Source organism: Enterobacter roggenkampii (genome assembly GCF_001729805.1).
GTDB classification, from domain to species: Bacteria; Pseudomonadota; Gammaproteobacteria; order Enterobacterales; family Enterobacteriaceae; genus Enterobacter; species Enterobacter roggenkampii.
Genome location: NZ_CP017184.1, coordinates 1,308,768 through 1,329,168, shown reverse-complemented (window position 1 = coordinate 1,329,168; position 20,401 = coordinate 1,308,768). Strand labels below are relative to the sequence as shown.

At 54.5% G+C, this 20,401-nt stretch carries 18 protein-coding genes and 5 tRNA genes; 1 reads left to right on the top strand and 22 read right to left on the bottom strand.

Annotated elements, in window-relative coordinates:
* Positions 1-7: 7 nt before the first annotated feature.
* The 19 genes from nadA to mngA form a co-directional block, all read right to left on the bottom strand.
* Entirely contained in the window at positions 8-1,051 is a 1,044-nt protein-coding gene (nadA, locus tag BFV67_RS06155) for a quinolinate synthase NadA (RefSeq protein ID WP_069598004.1), read from the bottom strand.
* Between the two features lie 191 nt (positions 1,052-1,242).
* Positions 1,243-1,318, bottom strand: a tRNA-Lys gene (locus tag BFV67_RS06150).
* 24 nt (positions 1,319-1,342) lie between these two features.
* Positions 1,343-1,418 (bottom strand) — tRNA-Lys (locus BFV67_RS06145).
* A gap of 47 nt (positions 1,419-1,465) precedes the next feature.
* Positions 1,466-1,541, bottom strand: a tRNA-Lys gene (locus BFV67_RS06140).
* Between the two features lie 3 nt (positions 1,542-1,544).
* Positions 1,545-1,620: transfer RNA gene (locus BFV67_RS06135), tRNA-Val, on the bottom strand.
* Positions 1,621-1,647: 27 nt separating this feature from the next.
* A tRNA-Lys gene (locus BFV67_RS06130) sits at positions 1,648-1,723 on the bottom strand.
* A 161-nt stretch (positions 1,724-1,884) separates the two neighbouring features.
* A complete protein-coding gene (gene cpoB / locus BFV67_RS06125; RefSeq protein WP_021241013.1) occupies positions 1,885-2,682 on the bottom strand; it encodes a cell division protein CpoB in 798 nt (265 codons plus the stop codon).
* Between the two features lie 9 nt (positions 2,683-2,691).
* Complete coding sequence (gene pal / locus BFV67_RS06120; RefSeq protein WP_003858578.1) at positions 2,692-3,213, bottom strand: peptidoglycan-associated lipoprotein Pal; 522 nt, start codon at positions 3,211-3,213, stop codon at positions 2,692-2,694.
* 35 nt (positions 3,214-3,248) lie between these two features.
* A complete protein-coding gene (gene tolB, locus BFV67_RS06115) occupies positions 3,249-4,541 on the bottom strand; it encodes a Tol-Pal system beta propeller repeat protein TolB (RefSeq protein ID WP_008501103.1) in 1,293 nt (430 codons plus the stop codon).
* A gap of 134 nt (positions 4,542-4,675) precedes the next feature.
* A complete protein-coding gene (gene tolA / locus BFV67_RS06110; protein ID WP_069598003.1) occupies positions 4,676-5,977 on the bottom strand; it encodes a cell envelope integrity protein TolA in 1,302 nt (433 codons plus the stop codon).
* 28 nt (positions 5,978-6,005) lie between these two features.
* Positions 6,006-6,434 (bottom strand): colicin uptake protein TolR, encoded by a 429-nt coding sequence (gene tolR / locus BFV67_RS06105; protein WP_003858589.1) that lies wholly within the window; start codon positions 6,432-6,434, stop codon positions 6,006-6,008.
* Positions 6,435-6,437: 3 nt separating this feature from the next.
* A complete protein-coding gene (tolQ, locus tag BFV67_RS06100) occupies positions 6,438-7,130 on the bottom strand; it encodes a Tol-Pal system protein TolQ (RefSeq protein WP_008501101.1) in 693 nt (230 codons plus the stop codon).
* On the bottom strand, positions 7,127-7,531 hold the full coding sequence (gene ybgC / locus BFV67_RS06095) for a tol-pal system-associated acyl-CoA thioesterase (protein WP_003858593.1): 405 nt from the start codon (positions 7,529-7,531) through the stop codon (positions 7,127-7,129). The genes tolQ and ybgC overlap by 4 nt, the downstream gene beginning before the upstream one ends.
* A 148-nt stretch (positions 7,532-7,679) precedes the next feature.
* On the bottom strand, positions 7,680-7,970 hold the full coding sequence (gene ybgE, locus BFV67_RS06090) for a cyd operon protein YbgE (RefSeq protein WP_023618885.1): 291 nt from the start codon (positions 7,968-7,970) through the stop codon (positions 7,680-7,682).
* Positions 7,970-8,083: a cytochrome bd-I oxidase subunit CydX gene (gene cydX, locus BFV67_RS06085; RefSeq protein ID WP_003858598.1), complete on the bottom strand. Its 114-nt coding sequence runs from the start codon at positions 8,081-8,083 to the stop codon at positions 7,970-7,972. The genes ybgE and cydX overlap by 1 nt, the downstream gene beginning before the upstream one ends.
* Positions 8,084-8,097: 14 nt before the next feature.
* The gene (gene cydB / locus BFV67_RS06080; RefSeq protein ID WP_023293006.1) at positions 8,098-9,237 is read right to left on the bottom strand and encodes a cytochrome d ubiquinol oxidase subunit II; all 1,140 of its coding nucleotides are present in this window, start codon (positions 9,235-9,237) and stop codon (positions 8,098-8,100) included.
* A 15-nt stretch (positions 9,238-9,252) separates the two neighbouring features.
* The gene (gene cydA, locus BFV67_RS06075) at positions 9,253-10,821 is read right to left on the bottom strand and encodes a cytochrome ubiquinol oxidase subunit I (protein ID WP_008501098.1); all 1,569 of its coding nucleotides are present in this window, start codon (positions 10,819-10,821) and stop codon (positions 9,253-9,255) included.
* 680 nt (positions 10,822-11,501) lie between these two features.
* A complete protein-coding gene (gene mngB / locus BFV67_RS06070; RefSeq protein ID WP_069598002.1) occupies positions 11,502-14,132 on the bottom strand; it encodes a mannosylglycerate hydrolase in 2,631 nt (876 codons plus the stop codon).
* Between the two features lie 23 nt (positions 14,133-14,155).
* Positions 14,156-16,072, bottom strand: a complete 1,917-nt coding sequence (mngA, locus tag BFV67_RS06065; protein WP_069598001.1) for a PTS 2-O-a-mannosyl-D-glycerate transporter subunit IIABC — start codon at positions 16,070-16,072, stop codon at positions 14,156-14,158.
* Positions 16,073-16,242: 170 nt separating this feature from the next.
* On the opposite strand from mngA, the gene BFV67_RS06060 reads away from it, so the two are divergent.
* Positions 16,243-16,959 (top strand): GntR family transcriptional regulator, encoded by a 717-nt coding sequence (locus tag BFV67_RS06060; protein ID WP_069598000.1) that lies wholly within the window; start codon positions 16,243-16,245, stop codon positions 16,957-16,959.
* A gap of 83 nt (positions 16,960-17,042) precedes the next feature.
* On the opposite strand, the gene sucD is transcribed toward BFV67_RS06060, so the two are convergent.
* The 3 genes from sucD to odhB form a co-directional block, all read right to left on the bottom strand.
* On the bottom strand, positions 17,043-17,912 hold the full coding sequence (sucD, locus tag BFV67_RS06055) for a succinate--CoA ligase subunit alpha (RefSeq protein WP_008501094.1): 870 nt from the start codon (positions 17,910-17,912) through the stop codon (positions 17,043-17,045).
* Complete coding sequence (gene sucC, locus BFV67_RS06050) at positions 17,912-19,078, bottom strand: ADP-forming succinate--CoA ligase subunit beta (RefSeq protein ID WP_006809579.1); 1,167 nt, start codon at positions 19,076-19,078, stop codon at positions 17,912-17,914. The genes sucD and sucC overlap by 1 nt, the downstream gene beginning before the upstream one ends.
* Before the next feature lie 95 nt (positions 19,079-19,173).
* Entirely contained in the window at positions 19,174-20,394 is a 1,221-nt protein-coding gene (gene odhB / locus BFV67_RS06045) for a 2-oxoglutarate dehydrogenase complex dihydrolipoyllysine-residue succinyltransferase (RefSeq protein WP_025912846.1), read from the bottom strand.
* Positions 20,395-20,401 lie beyond the last annotated feature (7 nt).

Sequence of the window (20,401 nt, the reverse complement as noted above, 5' to 3'; positions counted from 1 at the left end):
TAGTGAATTAAGTACGTAGTGTAGCCGCAAAATCCAGCATGCGGTTAAGCGGAATTAACGCGCCTTCACGCAGGGCAGCATCCACGTGGATTTCATGCGCCGCACCACCGGTTTCTAACCCTTCGGCAATCGCTTTCAGGCCGTTCATCGCCATCCACGGGCAATGCGCACAGCTGCGGCACGTTGCCCCCTCGCCTGCGGTAGGCGCTTCGAGAAGCTCTTTCTCCGGCACGGCCTGCTGCATCTTGTAGAAGATACCGCGATCGGTCGCCACGATAAGCTGCTTGTGAGGCAACGTTCTGGCCGCGTTAATAAGCTGGCTGGTTGAACCCACCGCATCCGCCATGCCGACAATCGACTGCGGAGATTCAGGGTGCACAAGAATGGCGGCGTCAGGATAAAGCGCCTTCATGCGCGCCAGCGCCTGCGTCTTGAACTCATCATGAACGATACAGGCGCCCTGCCAGCAGAGTACGTCAGCCCCCGTCTGCTTCTGAACATAGTTGCCGAGATGGCGATCAGGCGCCCATATAATTTTCTCCCCCTGGCTGTCCAGATGTTCAATCAGCTCAACGGCGATGCTTGACGTGACCACCCAGTCTGCCCGCGCTTTCACTGCTGCCGACGTGTTCGCGTAAACCACCACGGTCCGGTCAGGGTGGGCATCACAGAAGGCCGTGAATTCGTCAATTGGACAGCCGAGATCCAGGGAACACTCCGCGTTAAGCGTGGGCATCAGAATGGTTTTTTCCGGGCTCAGGATCTTTGCCGTTTCGCCCATAAAACGCACGCCGGCCACCAGCAGCGTGGAAGCGGGATGCCGTGCACCGAAGCGCGCCATCTCCAGTGAGTCAGAAATGCAGCCCCCGGTCTCTTCCGCCAGCTGCTGAATTTCCGGGTCGGTGTAGTAATGGGCCACCATCACCGCGTCGCGCTCTTTAAGAAGACGTTTAATCTTCTCGCGGTAGAACTGCTTATCGTCCTGGCTCAGCGGGACAGGCTTAGGCGGAAACGGATAGATTGCGGCTTCAGGATCAAACATCACACTCATTATGGCTTCTCGTTTTACGGGCTTAACAATATTGCCTTTCATTTGCCTGACATAGCAAAACGCGTGGCAATTGTGTTTTGTATACTAAACAAGATAGCGAATCTGGCGTGAAAAGTCACCGGGAATAGATGGGCGGAGCATTTGTTGTACCGCAGATAGCAAAAAGGCGCCTTTAGGGCGCCTTTCTACACTGGTGGGTCGTGCAGGATTCGAACCTGCGACCAATTGATTAAAAGTCAACTGCTCTACCAACTGAGCTAACGACCCCTTGCGGGATTTTTTTCTTCGAAGTGGTGGGTCGTGCAGGATTCGAACCTGCGACCAATTGATTAAAAGTCAACTGCTCTACCAACTGAGCTAACGACCCATTCGGGTGCTGACTTCGAAGATTTTTACTCGGTACCACCTTAAAAGTGGTGGGTCGTGCAGGATTCGAACCTGCGACCAATTGATTAAAAGTCAACTGCTCTACCAACTGAGCTAACGACCCGAGTGGTGGGTGATGACGGGCTCGAACCGCCGACCCCCTCCGTGTAAAGGAGATGCTCTACCAACTGAGCTAATCACCCACTCTGTACTGCCGGAACTGCGTTAAGTGGTGGGTCGTGCAGGATTCGAACCTGCGACCAATTGATTAAAAGTCAACTGCTCTACCAACTGAGCTAACGACCCACTTTTATGCTGCTTTCACGTTGTTTGATATCCCGTGGCAACGGCGGCATATATTACTGATTTAAGAATTCTGCGCAACAAAAATTTCGATGAAGATCACTTAACTGCTTAGTAATCATGCTGCACGACCAGAAATAACGCGATTTCTGGTCATGCTATAATCATCCCATCGAATTCAGACGTTTTTGCGCCTGCTTAGCACCTTCGGTACCCGGGAATTTTGCGACCACCTGCTGATAAACCGCTTTGGCTTTCGCCGTGTCGCCTTTGTCCTGCATGATCACGCCAACCTTATACATCGCATCTGGCGCTTTCGGCGATTTTGGGTAATTTTTCACCACTGAGGCAAAATAAAACGCCGCATCGTCCTTTTTACCCTTGTTGTAATTCAACTGACCGAGCCAGTAATTGGCATTTGGCTGATAAGTGGAATCAGGGTATTTCTTAACAAAGCTCTGAAACGCAGCAATCGCGTCATCCTGACGAGATTGATCCTGCACCAGGGCAATGGCCGCATTGTAGTCCGTATTCGCGTCACCGCTCTGTACAGGCGCGCCTGTTGAGGCAGACGTATCAGCAGATGGCGCTGGCGTAGACGTCGCCGCACCGCTCTGATCGCCTGCGGCTGGTTGCGCTGCTGCACCACCACCGCTGCTCAGGCTATCTATCTGCAACAAGATTTGCTTCTGACGTTCCACAACCTGATTAAGCTGATACTGGCTTTCCTGAATCTGACCGCGGAGAGAGTCAATATCATTCTGGTTATCGGAAAGTTGTTGCTGGAGTTGGGTTAAAAGCTGGCTGTGAGCGTTAGAAATACGCTCGAGTTGAGTGACCCGGTCTTCTACCGAGCCTGAGCCGACACTACTGATTGGTGCCTGAGCAAAAGCGGCCCAGGGGGCCGCTATTCCAACCAGTAACGACAGACTCAACAGATGATGTCTGAAGTTACTGCTCATGCAATTCTCTTAGTAAACCAGTACGGCACGACGGTTTTTGGAGTAAGCCGCTTCGTCGTGACCCAGTACTGCAGGTTTTTCTTTACCGTAAGAAACGATGGAGATCTGGTCAGCAGAAACGCCTTTACCCTGCAGATACATTTTAACAGCGTTAGCACGACGTTCACCCAGGGAGATGTTGTACTCTGGGGTACCACGTTCGTCCGCGTGACCTTCTACGGTGACTTTGTAAGATGGGTTGCTACGCAGGAAGTTAGCGTGCGCATCCAGCATCGCAGCGAAGTCAGAACGGATGTCGTATTTATCCAGATCGAAGTAAACGATGTTGTTCTGCTGCAGCTGCTGCATCTGAAGACGCGCCTGCTCTTCAGAAGACATGTTGCCATTGCCGTTCGCGTCCATACCGGTGCCGGCACCCATCATGCCTTCGCCGCTCTGGTCATTGCTGGCGTTCTTGTTAGAAGAACACGCTGCGATTGCCATTACAGGCAGAGCGATCATCAGCCCCTTCAGCACTTTGTTCAGTTGCATTTCTATGATTCCTTTAGTAATCAATTAATTATTATTTACAGATACGGCGACCAGGCAGGTGATTTTACCTGTCCATCAGTTGCCGGAATACGCGCTTTGAAACGCCCATCTGTAGAAACCAGATTCAGCACAGATCCCATCCCCTGAGAAGAGCTGTAGATTACCATAGTGCCGTTAGGTGCCAGACTTGGCGTTTCATCCAGGAACGTTGACGACAGAACTTGCACGCCACCCGCTACCAGATCTTGTTTGGCAATGTGCTGCTGCCCGCCGTTGGAGCTGACCATTACCATAAATTTACCGTCGCTGCTCACGTCTGAGTTCTGGTTCTGAGAACCTTCCCAGGTAATACGCTGCGGAGCACCGCCGTTAATATTGACTTTGTAGATTTGTGGACGGCCGGCCTGGTCAGAGGTAAACGCCAGGTTTTGACTGTCCGGGAACCATGAAGGTTCGGTGTTGTTGCTGCGACCGTCGGTCACCTGACGGATCTGGCCAGAGCCAATGTCCATCACGTACAGGTTCAGGCTACCGGTTTTAGACAAGGCAAACGCCAGTTTAGAGCCGTCTGGAGAGAACGAAGGCGCACCGTTGTGACGTGGGAAAGACGCCACCTGACGAACCGCACCGTTTGCCAGCGTCTGGATAACCAGCGCAGAACGGCCGCTTTCGAAGGTCACATACGCCAGCTTAGAACCGTCCGGAGACCAGGCTGGAGACATCAGTGGCTGCGAAGAGCGTTTCACCAGGAACTGGTTGTAGCCATCGTAATCAGATACGCGCAGCTCATACGGGAATTGACCACCGTTGGTCTGCACCACGTACGCGATACGGGTACGGAACGCACCTTTAATGCCGGTCAGTTTTTCAAATACCGCATCGCTGGCAGCGTGTGCCGCGTAGCGCAGGTACTGCTTAGTGACCTTGTAAGAGTTCTGGGCCAGAACGGTACCTGGTGCACCGCCGGTATCCACCAGCTGCCAGGCCACGTTGTAAGAACCGTCCGGATTAGGGGTAACCTGACCCACAACCACGGCATCAATACCCAGTGCAGACCATGCTGCAGGCTGAACTTCCTGCGCGCTACCCGGCTGCTGAGGCAGGCGAGAACGATCTAACGGGTTGAATTTACCGCTGTTACGCAGGTCAGCCGCCACGATGCCACCGGCATCTTCAGGTGCAGCGCCAGGACCGGCCCACTGGAACGGAACAACACCGATTGGGCGTGCCGAGTCCACCCCCTGGGTGATCTCGATACGTACTTCTGCGTGCAGTACTGCTGCCCACAGCATTAAAAAACTAAATGCTACACGTAATGCCTGCTTCATCATATCTCCCTTATCCGGGTAACCTTACCCACGATAATTTAGCAGAATGTTAACAAACTCAAATAGACAAAACTACCCGCACCCTGTGACTAAACCTGGTCTATTTTTCCCCGTTTGCACGGGGAAAATGTAACTTAAGGTTTGAAGTCCAGCGGCGCATTTTTGAAGACTTCGTAGACTGCCTGCGAAGGCGGTTTAGGCATCTTCGCCTGACGCGCTGCAGCCAGGGCCGCAGTACATAAAGCCGGGTCGCCACCTTCAGACTTAATATCCAGCAGCATGCCGTCCGGAGCCAGTTTTATACGCAACGTACACGTTTTACCGGTATAGGAAGACGCATCATAGAATCGGCTTTCAATAGCGGATTTAATCTGCGCGGCATAACCGTTGATTTCAGCCCCTGTCGCACCGTTACTCTTAGTGTTACCACTTCCGGTCGGCGCTGCGTTGTTTCCTTTCGCCCCACCGCCCGTTTTCGGCGCATTCTTACCGGAGCTCAAATCGCCGAGCAGATCGTCAACCCCTGCGGCAGCAGCGGCTTTTTCAGCGGCGGCAGCCTTTTTAGCAGCCGCTTTTTCAGCTGCTGCTTTCTTATCGGCAGCGGCCTTCTCAGCTGCTGCTTTCTTATCGGCAGCGGCCTTCTCAGCTGCAGCTTTTTTGTCAGCAGCGGCTTTTTCGGCGGCTGCGGCTTTTTCTGCCGCGGCTTTTTCTGCTGCTGCTTTCTCTGCAGCAGCCGCTTTCTTCGCGGCCTCGGCAGCAGCTTTCTTCTCTGCTTCCTGAGTGGCCTTCTTCGCGGCTTCCGCTTCTGCTTTCTTCTGCGCATCAGCTGCCGCTTTCTTCGCGGCTTCCGCTTCGGCTTTCTTCTGAGCATCAGCGGCCGCTTTCTTCGCCGCTTCGGCTTCCGCTTTCTTCTGGGCGTCGGCAGCCGCTTTCTTCGCCGCTTCTGCCGCTAATTTCGCCTGGGCATCAGCCTGTGCTTTCGCGTCCGCTGCGGCTTTTGCTGCCGCCTCTTCCGCCTGCTTTTGCTGTTCCTGTGCTTTTTTCGCGGCCTCTTCGGCTTGTTTCTGCTGCTCTGCCTGCGCTTTCGCGGCTTCCTGCGCCTGCAAACGTTCTTTTTCAAGCTGCTTCAGACGTTCCTGCTCGGCAGCCTGCTTTTCACGCAGCTCTTCCGCTTGCTGTTGCGCCTGTTTTTCACGCTGCTCTTCAGCCCGTTTTGCACTCGCCTTCTGCTGCTGTTGGCGATTATAGTTCTGTACTACCGCACCGGGATCCACCATGACGGCGTCAATGGAAGATCCTCCACCGCCGCCGGCTGATGCATCAATATGCTCGTCGAACGAACTCCAGATCAGCGCTGCAAAGAGAATAACGTGCAGCACTGCGGAGACGATTATCGCTCGCTTAAGCTTGTCGTTCTGTTCGGTTGCCTTTGACACTATCGGTTCCCAAAAACTACGCGGATGATCAAATAGGTTGGGTCATTAAGCCAACTGACTTAACACCCGCACTATGTAGCAAGTTCAGCGCTTTAATTATTTCATCGTAGGGTACGTCTTTCGCGCCACCGATTAAGAAGACCGTTTTCGGATTTGACTCCAGGCGACGCTGCGCTTCGGCAATAACCTGCTCAGGTGGCAGCTGATCCATACGATCTTTTTCTACCACGACGCTGTATTGCCCTACGCCGGAAACCTCAATGATAACCGGAGGATCGTCATTGGTGCTCACCGCCTGTGATTCTGTCGCATCCGGCAGATCCACTTCCACGCTCTGGGTAATGATTGGCGCTGTTGCCATGAAGATCAGCAGCAGTACCAGCAGGACGTCCAGCAGTGGAACGATATTGATTTCGGACTTGAGCTCGCGACGACCTCGTCCACGCGATCTGGCCATGGTTTACCCCTTGTTGCTCTCGGTGCTGGTAAACGCCTGACGGTGCAGAATCGCAGTGAACTCTTCCATAAAGTTGTCGTAGTTCAGTTCCAGTTTGTTCACGCGCTGGTTCAGACGGTTGTAAGCCATAACCGCAGGAATTGCCGCAAACAGACCGATAGCGGTCGCAATCAGTGCTTCAGCGATACCCGGTGCAACCATCTGCAACGTGGCCTGCTTCACCGCGCCCAGCGCGATAAAGGCGTGCATGATCCCCCACACGGTACCAAACAGGCCGATATACGGGCTGATGGAACCGACAGTACCGAGGAACGGAATATGCGTTTCAAGGTTTTCCAGCTCGCGGTTCATCGAAATGCGCATCGCGCGCGAGGCACCTTCCACCACCGCTTCAGGCGCATGATTGTTTGCACGATGCAGACGGGCGAACTCTTTGAAACCGCTGTAGAAAATTTGCTCGGAGCCGGTCAGGTTTTCACGACGCCCCTGGCTCTCCTGGTACAGACGAGAAAGCTCAATGCCCGACCAGAACTTATCTTCAAACGCTTCAGCCTCACGGCCAGCGGCATTGAGGATACGCGTTCTCTGGATGATGATGGCCCAGGATGCGATTGAAAAACCAATCAAAATCAACATGATAAGTTTAACCAGAAGGCTTGCCTTCAGGAACAAATCAAGGATATTCATGTCAGTCACTGCTTAAACTCCGCGACAATAGACTTAGGAAGCGCACGAGGCTTCATTATGGTTGGATCAACACAAACAATCAGCACTTCAGCTGAGTTCAGTACGGTATTCTCTGCGTTGACTATCCGCTGCGTGAAAACCAGTGAGGTCCCGCGCATTGATGTAATTTCAGTTTGGACTTCGAGCATATCGTCGAGTCTGGCAGGCGCAAAATACTCAAGCGTCATCTTGCGTACCACGAAGGCAACTCGCTCAGCCAACAGCACCTGTTGACTAAAGTGATGATGGCGCAGCATCTCTGTGCGTGCCCGTTCATAAAAAGCAACGTAGCTGGCGTGGTAAACCACACCACCGGCATCGGTATCTTCGTAATAGACACGAACCGGCCATCGAAACAGCGTTGTATTCACTTTACATCCCAGTAATGCAACAAAAGTTAGAGCTTTTAAACTTCGCTACTATACGCGCGGGAAAGATGGTTTGGAATGGGGGAAAGTAAACGGAGAGTAAATTTTTATGGGCTCGGGTAAGCCCATAACGTTAACGGACATTTCTTATTCAGAAGAAGAAGAAAATCAAACCGGCGAGTAGCACCAGATCGGCGATCGGCGGGCAAAAAATTCCCTGCCAGTGAACGGCTTTCGGACGAAAGCCTACGCCGTGGATCACACCTGCGCACACCGCCCACATAATGAGGAAGCCGTGCCAGATTTCAAGCTCGCTGGTTTTCGCTGCAAAGCGCGAAGGGTCCCAGAAGATACAGCCTGCCAGCAGTAATGCCATCACTAAAGAAAGCGCCCGTAACGGGCGCTTATCCATTACCGCGTAAAGTTTCGCGATAATATTCATCAGTGTTTTTCTTCACCCGCTTTGGTCGCTTCTACGTGCTCAAGCGCCAGGGCAGTGATGACACCAAATGCACAGGCAAGAAGCGTCCCTAAAATCCATGCGAAATACCACATATTCAGCTCCTTACTTAATACATAGAGTGGGTGTTGCTTTCGATATGTTCTTTCGTGATGCGGCCGAACATTTTCCAGTAACACCAGATGGTGTAGGCCAGAACAATCGGAACGAACACGCAAGCAACATACGTCATCAGGTTCAGCGTCATATGGCTGGACGTTGCATCCCACATGGTCAGGCTAGCATTCAGCATGGTGCTGGATGGCATGACGAATGGGAACATCGCAATACCCGCCGTCAGGATAATGCATGCCAGAGTCAGTGAAGAGAACACGAACGCCAGCGCGCCTTTTTCCAGACGAGACGTCAACATGGTCAGCAGCGGCAGCAGCACGCCCAGCGCCGGGATCGCCCACAGCACAGGGGTATTGTTGAAGTTCACCAGCCATGCTCCCGCCTGACGCGCCACTTCTTTGGTCAGCGGGTTAGACGGTGCGGTGTGGTTAATGGCAGACGTCACCACGTAGCCATCAATGCCGTACACCACCCACACACCGGCCAGCGCGAAGCAGACCAGCGTAACCAGCGCAGCAACCTGAGCCGTCGCGCGGGAGCGCAGATGCAGCTCGCCTACGGTACGCATCTGCAGGTAGGTTGCGCCCTGAGTGATGATCATCGCCACGCTGACGACACCGGCCAGCAGACCAAACGGATTCAGCAGCTGGAAGAAGTTACCGGTGTAGTAAAGACGCATGTACTCGTCCAGGTGGAACGGTACGCCCTGCAGCAGGTTACCGAACGCCACGCCGATCACCAGCGGTGGAACGAAGCTACCGATGAAGATGCCCCAGTCCCACATGTTGCGCCAGCGGGTATCTTCAATCTTCGAACGGTAGTCGAAACCGACCGGACGGAAGAATAAAGAGGCCAGCACCAGAATCATCGCCACATAGAAACCGGAGAACGCAGCCGCGTAGACCATCGGCCAGGCAGCGAACAGCGCGCCGCCTGCGGTGATCAGCCACACCTGGTTACCGTCCCAGTGCGGGGCGATGGAGTTGATCATGATTCGACGCTCGGTGTCATTACGACCGAGGAAACGGGTGAGCATCCCCACCCCCATGTCGAAACCATCCGTGACGGCGAAACCGATCAGCAGAACGCCAACCAGCAGCCACCAGATAAAACGCAATACTTCATAATCGATCATTTGATGACTCCTGTCTTAGCGTGCCGGCTGAGTAGTCGCAGTGGACTGCTCGTAGTGATAGCGACCGGTTTTCAGGCTGCTTGGGCCAAGGCGCGCGAACTTGAACATCAGGAACAGTTCAGCCACCAGGAACAGGGTGTACAGACCACAAATCAGCAGCATGGAGAAGATCAGGTCGCCTGCGGTCAGGGACGAGTTCGCTACCGCCGTTGGCAGCACCTCACCGATCGCCCATGGCTGACGGCCATATTCCGCCACAAACCAGCCGGACTCAATCGCGATCCACGGCAGTGGAATACCGTACAGCGCGGTGCGCAGCAGCCATTTTTTCTCGCCGATGCGGTTGCGAATCACGGACCAGAAGGACGCCGCAATGATCAGCAGCATGATGATGCCGCAGCCCACCATGATACGGAATGCGAAGTACAGTGGCGCAACGCGTGGAATTGAGTCTTTGGTTGCCATCTGGATCTGCGCTTCCGTCGCATCAGAAACGTTCGGGGTATAACGCTTCAGCAGCAGACCGTAACCCAGATCTTTCTTCACGTCGTTAAACTGATCGCGAACGGCCTGGTCGGTAGAACCGGCACGCAGCTGTTCCAGCAGCGAGTAGGCTTTCATACCGTTACGGATACGCTCTTCGTGTTGCACCATCAGCTCTTTCAGACCCGTCACCTGCTTATCAACAGAACGGGTGGCGATGATACCCAGCGCGTAAGGGATTTGAATAGCGAAGCGGTTTTCCTGCGCGTCCTGATCGGGAATACCGAACAGCGTAAAGGCAGCAGGTGCCGGCTGGGTTTCCCATTCGGCTTCGATAGCGGCCAGTTTGGTTTTCTGCACGTCGCCCATTTCGTAACCGGATTCATCACCCAGAACAATAACAGAGAGAATCGCAGCCATACCGAAGCTTGCAGCGATAGCAAAGGAGCGTTTAGCAAACGCGAAGTCACGACCGCGGAGCATGTAGTAAGAACTGATACCCAGTACAAACATCGCGCCGCACACATAGCCAGAAGCGACGGTGTGAACGAATTTAACCTGAGCAACCGGGTTCAGGACCAGCTCGGCAAAGCTGACCATCTCCATACGCATGGTTTCGAAGTTGAAATCAGACGCGATAGGGTTCTGCATCCAGCCGTTCGCGACCAGGATCCACAGCGCGGACAGGTTCGAACCTAATGCCACCAGCCAGGTCACCGCCATATGCTGGACTTTACCCAGACGGTCCCAACCGAAGAAGAACAGACCTACAAAGGTGGATTCAAGGAAGAATGCCATCAAACCTTCAATGGCCAGCGGCGCACCGAAGATATCCCCTACATAGTGGGAATAGTAAGACCAGTTAGTCCCGAACTGGAACTCCATGGTCAGACCGGTTGCCACGCCCAGTGCGAAGTTGATACCAAACAACTTGCCCCAGAACTTGGTCATATCTTTATAAATCTGTTTGCCGGAGAGAACGTATACCGTTTCCATGATGGCCAGCAGGAACGCCATACCGAGCGTCAGTGGCACAAAAAGGAAGTGGTACATCGCGGTCAAGGCAAACTGTAAGCGCGACAGTTCGACTATATCTAACATCATGACTCCTTGCTCATCGCATGAAGACTCCGAGAGTGAACCCCGTCAGAAAGAGATCCACACGCATGCCCCAATACAAATTATTCGCATCCTTGTCGTCGTTATTACCCTGAAGGAGGATAAAAACGATGACGTGAGGTTACAAATACGTTAATAAAAAACTCAAATTGATACCGCAAATATAATACGCTGCAAAACCCTTACAATAAACAGGTTTTTATTGAATCACATTTACGTTTTTCGACGGTGATCAATTTATAGCAAAATTACCACTTTTCGGCCATTTTGATCGGGAACAATTTAGCGCTTTTCAGCACCTTTTTCCAAGGATTAAACTTTGATTTAAATCAAAAACAAACCTTGATGTTAACTATGTTTAATCGTGGTGAGAATGGTAAAAACCATGTTAATGATATGTGCATGTAAAGATGTGATTGGTTATCGAAGACGAAAAAAAATATAAACAGAAGTGATTTTAATTAACGCGAAACAAAAGCCTCATTTCGATGCGCGGCAAACAATAAAGCATAGTCGGGCCGGGTTATTTTTCCACGGCATTTATGCAACCCTTCGTAATTACATTTATTTTACTTTTGTCACCCCATAACTTAACACCGCGGCGTGACTATTTAATGAAAAAGGCCGCAAACAGTGCAGCCTTTTAATGATATCAGCGATTCTCAGGCAAGAAGAAGGCTAAAGGTTCGCGACTGTCCCGGTCTGAACGCCCCGACAATCCCTTCGTCTTCACCGTGGTCCATCTGCCGTTCATTCATGTCCGTTTCGCAGCACCGCTTCACCGCTGGATTGACGGATAGCGTCGCGTCACATGCACTGGACTGTGAAGGGTTGAACAGACGAAGAATGAGCTCATCACGATCTTCCGCTTTTTTGATCGCACTGAGTACGCATCCCGTTGGCGAAAGCGCTAACAGGCTGTAACTTTCCGGCGTGGTCAACGACGCGCGATTCAGCTTCATTGCATCCCAGGGGATCTTGTTATAACACTGCACCGGCGTTAACCACGATTGAGCCTGCTGCGCGACACCCGCGTTTTCCGGCGTGCCGCTGAAGCTGAAGAGGCTAAAGCGACAGCTTAGCGGACCACGCACCTGAGCGTCCGGGACCGGCATTTTGATACCGGATGGTCTGCCGGGGCGCAGGAGCAGATCTTCTTTGCCGAGTACCCCCACGCCGCGCAGCAAGGTCAGAGCAAATGCCTTTTGTTCATCGCCCACGACTTCAAATTCACGCAGCCCCTCGGTAAATAGCGCAAGCCCGTTTCGTTTTTCCTGCAGGACGGCGTAGTTGAGTAAATTCCAGACGGGAACCGGCGCTTCTTTCCACCCCTCCTCCTGCCAGTTTTGCATCGCCGCGTCCTGCACCGGACGAGAGATCGTGCCAAACTGCGTATCCGCTAACACCTCCCGGGTCGCAAACGGCGTTGGGATGAGCACGCGAACGCGGTGGTCGTCGGCCTGATTATCCAGTCGCACCGCCACGTCAATGCGTCTGCTGTTGCGGCTTAGCGTAATTTCAAATTCAGCGCCGAGGTAGCCGTTTCGCTGGCGCGCCGCGCGTTCCGCCAGGTTCGCCGGAACGGCGATTCGATGGCGGATAACTGCCCTGCTCTGCCAGCCTTCATGCGTAACCTCAAATTCATGCTCGCCCTGCGCGGAAGTGAGTCTCCACTCTTCCCGCGAAGGCGAGTAGTCGTACTCATCGCCATCATCCGAGCTCTCTTCGATTTCCAGCACGCGGTCATAAATAAGCCCGGTTTCTTTGTCGCGCAGGCGCAGCGAACCGTCGTCATTTACGTCAATCTGCCAGAAGGCGTTTTCAAGTAAGGAGGCGGTATTTTCCCCCGGAGAGAGCACCTTCCCGGCCACGTTTGGTTCGATAAACAGCGTACGGTAGCCCATCGACGGCAATATCTGGCTGAGCTGAATATCAAACTCCATAAACGGTTCGTAATTGCCGTAGTGGACAATCTGTCGGTCAATGAGGCCCGGGTCGAGCTCGCGCGCGCTGCGGATGAAATACGGGATCTCGTTGCCTTTGTCATCCCACAGACGGAACTGGCTGGCGCGCAGTCGAATCGTGGTGTTCATCACCTCCTCACGCGGCCAGGGCATCAGGTTGAACATCACCAGCTTATCGGCATCGCTTTGCGGCATGTTGTCGACAATCTTGCGCATATAGAAACGCGCCAGGTTATCTGCCATGTCCTCAGCCAGCTCGAAGCGGGAGACAATCTCGCGATGCACCTTGTCGCTGCAGCAGCAGCCGATGCTGTCGTGAGCGTGGTTTTTGAGGATCTCTTTCCACATCTTCTCCAGCAGGCCGTGGTGGTAGTCGAAGCCCAGCGTCCAGGCAAGCGTCGCCAGCGGCTCGAGGATGTTGACAATTTTGTTCTCAATACGCGCATGGGCGATTTTGATATCCATGCGCGTGGAGCCGATGGTCCGGTGCACGCGCATGTATTTCCCGTCGATAAACTCACCTTTTAAGGTCGCCAGATCGTCGCGGTGCGCGTCGATGCGATCAAAGACCTCCTCAAACCGACTCATCACAAATTGACGCTGCGGATAGATTTCACGCAGCTTCTCCATCACCGCGAAAATGTTCTGCTGCAGCGGCATCTGGTCGTGTCCGTTGGGCAGCAAAATCGCTTTGGTGACGGACGCCTTTTCCAGAACCTCGAAATAGCTGTCGAGCCGTTTTCGCAGCCCCGCTTCGTCCTCCGGTAAGTACTTACCAATCGCGTAGCCCAGCGGCAGCACCTGTGCCGTCACTTCACTGCCGTCCTGGCTCTGCCAGAGAAATTCGGTTTTATCGGTCCCGTGGCGTTCAGAACAACCGCGCCAGAACATCGTGCGGGTAATGCCAAACCCGTTATAGATATGCGGAAGCTGGCCGGACATGCCAAACGAATCCGGCAGATAGCCGATCTTCATCGGCTCGCCGAAGGCCATACAATCCCGGATGCCGTACATCAGGTTGCGGACAATCGACTCGCCGCTCACGATCGTGGTATCGGTCTGGGTATACCAGGGACCGATAATCAGCTTTCCACGCTCGACAAGCGCCTTCACGCGAGAGCGGTTTTCGGGCACAACGGCAAAATAATCCTCCAGTACCGCCGTCTGTCCATCGAGAACATAGTATTTGTACTCATCATCCTGCTCCAGACGGGTCAGGATCTCTTCCATATTATTGACCAGAAGAATACGCGACTCTTCGGTGGTGAAGTACCACTCACGGTCCCAGTGCATATGCGGCGTGATATGAACGCGAGATACAGCTTTCATCTTCGTTTCCTGTTTGTGCGTTTTTACGATAAGGCGTCTTCAGTGACGTAGTTGCCCTTTTTTACCGCCTGGCGTCGCCAGAGCAGCAGAACCAGGGTGGAGATAGCGGTACCCACCAGCGCCGCGCCAAACCAGCCCGCCGCAGCAACCACACCGCCCAACCCGGCATCGTGAAGTAAAAAAAGAGAGAAAATCCCGGCCCCCGGCGTAGACAACCCGATCCCCATCGCACCGACAGCCGCGCCTGTCACCATGGATCCGAGTACAAATGAGCCAATGACGCGAAGCGGGTCTTCAATCGCCATCGGAATCGCCCCTTCGGTAATGCCCGCGAGGCCGAGCAGCCAGGTCGATTTACCGGTTTCAATTTCAAACGACTTAAACAGCTTCGGTGCCAGCATCGTTGACGCCGTGACGGTGAAGGCTGAGACCATTTTGACGGAAGCAAAGATCGCATAGGGACCGTATACCCCGTTCGCCATCGCCCCCAGGCAAAACGCGTAAGAGGCTTTGTTGACCGGGCCGCCCAAATCGAATGAGCACATAAACCCGAGGATTGCCCCCAGAAGCAGCGCATTCGCGCCGGACAGACCGTTAAGCCAGACGGTGAGCGTGTTATTGAGCCAGGCCACCGGTTCGCCAATCACAAACAGCATCAGGCTGCCCGCGCCCAGCACGCCAATCACCGGATAGAGATAAAAAGTCAGAAAGCCGTTGTAGCGGCTACTGAGCCGGATGTGGTTTTTCACCCAACGCATCAGATAGCCCGCGATCAGCCCACCGACGATAGCGCCGAGAAAACCGGAGCCGATCATGTTGGCAGCCAGACCGGCCGCAAAGCCCGGCGTCAGCGCGGGTTTATCCGCCAGCGAGTAGGCGGTGTAGGCCGACAGGACAGGCACCATCAAAATGCCGAGCATGCCGCCGCCAAGCTTGCGGTACATCCACAGCCACGCGTTTTCCTGGTCAAACAGGTGCTGCAGGCCAAGGATCTGCGCCAGCAGTACCGATACGGCCAGCACCGTACCGCCGGCGACGATCAGCGGCACCGCAAAAGAGATGCCGCTGAGAAGCGCCTGCTTGAGTTCAGTTTTAACGCGCTTTTTCGTTTCGGTATCGACCTGCGCATGGCGCGCATCGGTAGAAGGCTTTAGCGCCAGCGCGCGCTCAATCAACGCTTCAGCATGACGCAGGGGTTCCGCAACGGGCACGGAAATGGCGGGGATCCCCTGAAAGCGCTCGCTCTCTTTGATCGCCACTTCAGCGGCAAAAATACACGCTTTCGCCTCCTGCAACTGCTGGGCAGTAATTCGCCCTTCGATGCCGTTCGCCCCCTGCTTTTCAACCACCACGTTGACGCCGAGCTTACGTCCCGCTTTCTCCAGGTACTCTGCGGCCATATAGGTATGCGCGATCCCCGCCGGACAGGCGGTGACACAGACGACGGTTGGTGCATTCACCGGCGTATCAGCCTCGTCTTCCTTCGAGACACCGTTCAGCGCATCAAGCAGATCCTCAGCCGTCTCTGCAGCCATAACGCGTTCCCGGAGGACATCATCGGCCAGGCGAGACGTCAGCGCCGTCAGCACCTGGATATGCGTGGATCCCGCTTCAGCTGGCGGGATGGCAAGCAGGACGATCAGCTCTACCTGTTCAGGGCCGTCCACCCCCTCCCACTCCAGCGGTTCGCGCAGCGTAGCAACCGCAAAAGCCGCTTCGTTCACCGCGCTCGATTTACCATGCGGGACAGCCAGCCCTTCACCCAGCGCGGTCGGCCCCTGAGATTCGCGGCGGTAGACCTCCGCCAGAAATGCATCGCCATCGGTAATTTTGCCCAGCGCCACCAGCCGCATTGTAAGCTGGCGAATGGCCTCATCACGGCTGGCATAGTGCGCCTGCACGCAGACAGCACTGGTGTGGGTCAGAGTCGTCAGGTTCATAAGATCCTCACACATACGTTGTTATTGTCTGGCGGCAATTGTGGCAGGTCATACAATACATTTATGTGATCATTTTCACTAACAACGCAAATTTGTATTTAAGTTGTATTATTTACAAATTTTAAGCGGGAGGCATAATTCCATGAAAAGGTATTAGAAAGGCAGATTCGATGGGTAACAAACCGATGTACCGGCAAATAGCCGATGCGCTTCGCGAAAAAATCAGTGCGGGAGAGTTAAAGCCTGGCGATGCGTTACCGACGGAATCCAGCCTTCAGGAGGCATTCAACGTGAGTCGCGTCACGGTGAGACAGGCGCTGAAGCTGCTTACGGAAGAGCAGATCGTCGAGAGCATTCAGGGCAGCGGCACCTACGTAAAAGAAGAGCGCGTCAATTACGACATTTACCAGCTCACCGGGTTTTACGAAAAACTGGCGGACCGGAACGTGGATACCCACAGTGAGGTGAGCATTTTCGAAGTGCTGAAAGCCGATGCAAAACTTGCCGAAAAGCTGAATCTCTCTCATGACGATAAAGTCTGGCACGTTAAACGCGTCCGCTTTATCAAACAAAAACCGGTAAATCTGGAAGAAACGTGGATGCCGCTGGCCCTGTTCCCCGACCTCACCTGGGAAGTGATGGAGAATTCGAAATACCACTACGTTGAGCAGATCAAAAAGCTGGTTATCGATCGCAGCGAGCAGGAGCTGGTGCCGATCATGCCGTCAGAGGAGGCGATCGCCGCGCTGTCGCTCGATCAGGCAAAGCCGATCCTGGAAAAAGTCTCCCGCGGGTTTCTGAAGGACGGGCGGGTATTTGAATACAGCCGCAACGTGTTCAATACCGATGATTACAAGTTCACGCTAGTCGCCAGACGCAGGCAATAAAAAAGGCCGCTTTACAGCGGCCAACCATGTCGAAACGGACATTTTTATACTGCAACGCCCCCCTTTCGGGGAGCAGAGAGGACTTACTTAATGATGGATTTCAGTGCTTCGCCGATATCCGCCAGGCTGCGAACGGTCTTCACGCCTGCGGCTTCCAGCGCTGCGAATTTCTCATCAGCCGTACCTTTGCCACCGGCGATGATCGCGCCTGCGTGACCCATACGCTTGCCTTTCGGCGCAGTCACACCCGCGATGTAACCCACAACTGGCTTGGTCACGTGTTCTTTGATGTAAGCAGCCGCTTCTTCTTCCGCGCTACCACCGATCTCACCGATCATCACGATCGCTTCGGTCTGTGGATCTTCCTGGAACAGCTTCAGGATGTCGATGAAGTTAGAACCCGGGATCGGGTCACCGCCGATGCCCACGCAGGTGGACTGGCCGAAACCGTAGTCGGTGGTCTGCTTAACCGCTTCATAGGTCAGGGTACCGGAACGGGACACGATGCCCACTTTACCCGGCTTGTGAATGTGGCCCGGCATGATGCCGATTTTGCATTCGCCCGGGGTGATCACGCCCGGGCAGTTCGGGCCGATCATACGCACGCCAGCTTCATCCAGCTTCACCTTCACGGTCAGCATATCCAGCGTCGGGATGCCTTCAGTGATGGTGATGATCAGTTTGATGCCTGCGTCGATCGCTTCCAGAATAGAGTCTTTGCAGAACGGCGCCGGAACGTAGATCACGGTCGCGGTTGCGCCCGTCGCTTCTACGGCTTCACGCACGGTGTTGAACACCGGCAGGCCCAGGTGGGTGGTGCCGCCTTTACCTGGCGTTACGCCGCCAACCATCTGCGTGCCGTAGGCAATCGCCTGTTCGGAGTGGAAAGTCCCCTGGCTACCGGTGAAGCCCTGGCAGATAACCTTGGTATCTTTATTAATTAAAACTGACATTATTTCCCCTCCACTGCGGCAACAACCTGCTGAGCTGCATCCGTCAGACTTTTCGCTGCAATAATATTCAGGCCGCTGTCAGCCAGTTTTTTCGCGCCGAGTTCAGCGTTGTTACCTTCCAGACGCACAACCACCGGAACGTTAACGCCCACTTCTTCTACCGCACCGATGATACCGTCGGCGATCAGGTCGCAACGGACGATGCCGCCGAAGATGTTAACCAGAACGGCCTTCACGTTGTCGTCGGAAAGAATGATTTTGAACGCTTCGGTTACGCGCTCTTTGGTTGCGCCACCGCCCACGTCGAGGAAGTTCGCTGGCTCACCGCCGTGCAGCTTAACGATGTCCATGGTGCCCATCGCCAGGCCCGCACCGTTAACCATGCAGCCGATGTTACCGTCCAGCGCCACGTAGTTCAGCTCCCACTGTGCCGCCTGCGCTTCACGCGGGTCTTCCTGAGACTGGTCGCGCATTTCGCGCAGATCCGGCTGGCGGAACAGCGCGTTGCCGTCAGCGCCCAGCTTGCCGTCGAGGCAGATCAGATCGCCCTGGGTCGTGATCACCAGCGGGTTGATCTCGATCAGCGCCAGATCGCGCTCCAGGAAAATGGTCGCCAGACCCATGAAGATCTTGGTGAACTGCTGAACCAGCTTGCCTTCCAGACCCAGTTTGAACGCCAGCTCGCGACCCTGGTAAGGCATTGGGCCTGCCAGCGGATCGATAGCCACTTTGTGGATCAGGTGCGGGGTCTCTTCCGCCACTTTTTCGATTTCCACGCCGCCTTCGGTAGATGCCATGAACACCACGCGACGGGAGCTACGGTCAACCACCGCGCCCAGGTACAGCTCTTTCGCGATGTCGGTTGCCGCTTCAACCAGGATCTGGTTAACCGGCTGGCCGTTCGCGTCTGTCTGGTACGTTACCAGACGCTTGCCGAGCCAATGTTCAGCAAACGCACGAATCTCTTCTTTGCTCTTAACAACCTTCACACCGCCCGCTTTACCACGGCCACCAGCGTGAACCTGACACTTAACTACCCACGGGCCGGAACCGATTTTAGATGCGGCTTCTTCTGCTTCACGCGGGGTAGTACAGGCATAACCCACCGGAGCCGGTAAGCCATACCGGGCAAACAGCTGTTTGGCCTGATATTCATGTAAGTTCATGTGTTCTATCCATCCTTCAGGGTAATCGTTATCTTCAAACCTGTAGACCGGCGCAGCGTGTGCCGGCCTACGGGGCAGGTGATGCTAAATCGTGACTAGACGTCCAGCAGCAGACGCGTTGGATCTTCGAGCAGCTCTTTAATGGCTACCAGGAAGCCCACGGACTCGCGGCCGTCGATCAGGCGGTGGTCGTAAGAGAGCGCCAGGTACATCATCGGCAGGATCTCAACTTTACCGTCTACCGCCATAGGACGATCTTTGATGGCATGCATACCCAGGATCGCGCTCTGCGGCGGGTTAATGATCGGGGTAGACATCAGCGATCCGAAGACGCCGCCGTTGGTAATGGTGAAGTTACCGCCGGTCAGGTCGTCTACGGTCAGCTTGCCGTCGCGGCCTTTCACCGCCAGCTCTTTAATGTTTTTCTCGATGTCGGCCATACCCAGGGTATCCACATCACGCAGAACCGGGGTCACCAGGCCACGTGGGGTAGAAACCGCCATGCTGACGTCGAAGTAGTTGTGGTAAACCACGTCATCGCCATCAATGGACGCGTTCACTTCCGGGTAGCGTTTCAGCGCTTCAACCACCGCCTTCACGTAGAAGGACATAAAGCCCAGACGGATACCGTGACGTTTTTCGAACGCGTCACCGTACTGCTTACGCAGGTCCATGATTGGCTTCATGTTCACTTCGTTGAAGGTAGTCAGCATCGCGGTAGAGTTTTTCGCTTCCAGCAGACGCTCGGCCACGCGCTTGCGCAGGCGGGTCATTGGCACGCGTTTTTCGCTGCGGGCACCCAGAGCAGGCTGTGCTGCCGGTGCTGCCGCAGGGGCTTTCGCTTCGGCCTGAGCAGGCGCTTTCGCCAGGTGTTTGTCGATGTCTTCGCGGGTCAGACGACCGCCTACACCGGTACCTTTGATGGCTGCCGGGTCAAGGCTGTGTTCCGCCAGCAGGCGACGGATCGCCGGGCTGAGGGCGTCGTTGGTCTGTTCTTCCAGAGAAGCCTGCTGGCGCTGCGCTGGCGTAGACGCTTTCTCTTCAGACTTCGCGCTGGACTCTTTGCCCGCGCTGTTGCCTTCACGCAGGCGACCCAGGATCTGACGAGAGGTGACGGTGGTGCCTTCGTCTTCCAGCACCGCGTCCAGAACGCCATCCGCCGAAGCCGGTACTTCCAGTACCACTTTGTCAGTTTCGATTTCTACCAGCACTTCATCGCGCTTAACGGCATCGCCTGGTTTTTTGTGCCAGGTAGCGACGGTCGCATCTGCTACAGATTCAGGCAGGTCGGGAACAAGAATATCTACGCTACTCATTATGTAT

What these genes read in the sequence shown, in the direction of transcription:
- cydA (WP_008501098.1), bottom strand. Translation starts at nt 10,821, where the DNA reads ATGTTAGATATAGTCGAACTGTCGCGCTTACAGTTTGCCTTGACCGCG.
- tolR (WP_003858589.1), bottom strand. Translation starts at nt 6,434, where the DNA reads ATGGCCAGATCGCGTGGACGAGGTCGTCGCGAGCTCAAGTCCGAAATC.
- ybgE (WP_023618885.1), bottom strand. Translation starts at nt 7,970, where the DNA reads ATGAATATTATCGCGAAACTTTACGCGGTAATGGATAAGCGCCCGTTA.
- tolB (WP_008501103.1), bottom strand. Translation starts at nt 4,541, where the DNA reads ATGAAGCAGGCATTACGTGTAGCATTTAGTTTTTTAATGCTGTGGGCA.
- sucC (WP_006809579.1), bottom strand. Translation starts at nt 19,078, where the DNA reads ATGAACTTACATGAATATCAGGCCAAACAGCTGTTTGCCCGGTATGGC.
- BFV67_RS06060 (WP_069598000.1), top strand. Translation starts at nt 16,243, where the DNA reads ATGGGTAACAAACCGATGTACCGGCAAATAGCCGATGCGCTTCGCGAA.
- mngA (WP_069598001.1), bottom strand. Translation starts at nt 16,072, where the DNA reads ATGAACCTGACGACTCTGACCCACACCAGTGCTGTCTGCGTGCAGGCG.
- cydB (WP_023293006.1), bottom strand. Translation starts at nt 9,237, where the DNA reads ATGATCGATTATGAAGTATTGCGTTTTATCTGGTGGCTGCTGGTTGGC.
- nadA (WP_069598004.1), bottom strand. Translation starts at nt 1,051, where the DNA reads ATGAGTGTGATGTTTGATCCTGAAGCCGCAATCTATCCGTTTCCGCCT.
- sucD (WP_008501094.1), bottom strand. Translation starts at nt 17,912, where the DNA reads ATGTCAGTTTTAATTAATAAAGATACCAAGGTTATCTGCCAGGGCTTC.
- mngB (WP_069598002.1), bottom strand. Translation starts at nt 14,132, where the DNA reads ATGAAAGCTGTATCTCGCGTTCATATCACGCCGCATATGCACTGGGAC.
- pal (WP_003858578.1), bottom strand. Translation starts at nt 3,213, where the DNA reads ATGCAACTGAACAAAGTGCTGAAGGGGCTGATGATCGCTCTGCCTGTA.
- cydX (WP_003858598.1), bottom strand. Translation starts at nt 8,083, where the DNA reads ATGTGGTATTTCGCATGGATTTTAGGGACGCTTCTTGCCTGTGCATTT.
- cpoB (WP_021241013.1), bottom strand. Translation starts at nt 2,682, where the DNA reads ATGAGCAGTAACTTCAGACATCATCTGTTGAGTCTGTCGTTACTGGTT.
- odhB (WP_025912846.1), bottom strand. Translation starts at nt 20,394, where the DNA reads ATGAGTAGCGTAGATATTCTTGTTCCCGACCTGCCTGAATCTGTAGCA.